1 protein-coding gene is annotated in these 2,044 nt (G+C 78.3%); it reads right to left on the reverse strand.

The features are described 5' to 3' along the window. A partial coding sequence (locus AB0E96_RS40610) for an acyltransferase domain-containing protein (protein WP_359831811.1) occupies nucleotides 1–2,044 on the reverse strand: 2,044 nt, incomplete at both ends.

A 2,044-nucleotide genomic window follows, 5' to 3' on the forward strand; every position in this document is an offset into this window, starting at 1 on the left:
GCTGGCGCTCGATCAGGCCGGTGCCGTCGGTCACCGGGGAGAGCGCGGCGGGGGCCTGCGTGGCCTGCGGTGCGGCGGGTACGGCGAGTACGGCCGGTGCGGCGGGCACGGCGGCCGGCAGGGCCGCGGGGACGGGCGCCGCGGGGAGTGCGGGCGCACCGCCCGCCAGCAGGCCGAGCTGGTCGCGCATCAGGTCGGAGAACTGGCCGAGCAGCGCGAGCTGGCGCTCGATCAGGCCGGTGCCGTCGGTCACCGGGGAGAGCGCGGCGGGGGCCTGCGGGGCCTGCGGTGCGGCGGGTACGGCGAGTACGGCCGGTGCGGCGGGCACGGGCTGTGGCGCCGGCGCCTGGACCGCCGGAACGACCGGAGCGGCCGGGGCGGCCTGGACGACCGGGGCCGTCGGCGCGGGCGCGGGGGCCTCGACCACGACGGGCGCGGGCGCGGGCTCCGGAACCGCCACGGGCTCCGGCTCGGCGGCCGGCAGCAGGGTGGCCAGCACCGCGGGCTCCAGCCGGGAGGCGATCAGCCCGGCCAGCCGGGCCGGGGTGTCGGCCGCCTCGAACAGCTCGCGCATCGACACCCGCACCCGGAACGCGCGCTCCAGGTCCCGGATCATGTTGATCATCGAGAGGGAGTCGGCGCCCAGGTCGAAGAAGGGCTCGTCGGTGCCGACCGCGTCCTCGTCGTAGCCGAGCTGGCGGGCCGTCTGCTCGACGACCTGCCGCAGGACGGCCTGCTCGGCGAGTTCCTCGGGGCTCGGCGTCGGTGCGGAGTCGGGTACGGCGGCCGGCGCCGAGGCCGGTGCGGTCTGCTGGGGTGGGTCCTGGCGCATGGCGGGGTCCTCGGTGGTGGGCCGGGCAGGGGCGGTGAACCAGTGGCGGCGGCGTTGGAAGACGGTGGTGGGCAGCGGGACGCGGCGGGCCGGTCCGTCCGGCCAGTCCCGGGCGGCGGCGAAGCGGGCCCAGTCGAGCGGGACGCCGTGCGACCACAGCGCGGCCGCGGCGGCGTCGAACTGCTGCTCCGGCGAGGCGCCGCGCCGGCCGCCGGCGACGAAGTGGCGCTCCGGCAGCTCCCGGCGGCCCATGCCGGTCAGCGTCGGGTGCGGGCCGAGCTCCAGGAAGAGTTCGTGGCCCTGCCCGTCGAGGGCCGCGAGGACCCGGTCGAACCGGACGGTGTGCCGGGTCTGGCGGAGGAAGTACTCGGGGGTCGGGACGGTCCCGGCGGCCAGCACCTCGCCGTCGAGGTTGCTGACCAGCGGGACGGTCAGCGGCCGCAGCCGCAGCCGGGCCAGCTGGTCGCGGAAGGGGTCGAGCATCGGGTCGAGCAGGCGGGAGTGGAACGCCCGGTCGGTGGCCAGCCGTTCGGTGGTCACCCCGTCGGCGGCCAGCACGGCCTCGGCGGCGGCGATCTCCCGGGGCGGGCCGGCCAGCACGCACTGGCCCCTGCCGTTGACCACGGCCAGCTCCACGCCGGGCAGCCAGTCGTCGAGCCGGGCGAGCCGGTCCGGGCCGGCCGAGACCACCGTCATGGCGCCCGGTTCGGTCAGCCGGTGCATCAGCCGGCCGCGCAGCGCGGTCAGGAACATCCCGTCGGCCAGGTCGAGGGCGCCGGCCGCGTGGAAGGCCGCGTACTCCCCGGCGCTGTGCCCGGCGACGGCCGCCGGGCGGACCCCGAGCTCCTGCCAGAGCCGCAGGTAGGCGGCCTGGAGGGCGAAGAGGGCGGGCTGCGCCGCCTCGGTGGTCCAGGAGTCCTCGGTGCCCTCCGGGGCCGGTTCGAGCAGCAGCGGCAGCAGCGGCTCGTCCCAGCTCTCGCGGTGCAGCCGGTCGCACGCGTCCAGGACGGCGCGGAAGGCCGGGAAGGCCCGGTACAGCTCGGCGGCCATGCCCCGGTACTGGGCGCCCTGGCCGGTGAAGAGCAGCACCGGCGCCACCTCGCCGCGCCCGGTCTCGCGGTGGACGGCCCCGGCGGTGGCCCGGCCCGCCAGGAAGGCGTCCAGGCCCTTGCGCAGGGCCGCCGGGTCGGGGCCGGTGACGGCCAGCCGGTG

This window comes from Kitasatospora sp. NPDC036755, assembly GCF_040636595.1.
GTDB lineage: Bacteria > Actinomycetota > Actinomycetes > Streptomycetales > Streptomycetaceae > Kitasatospora.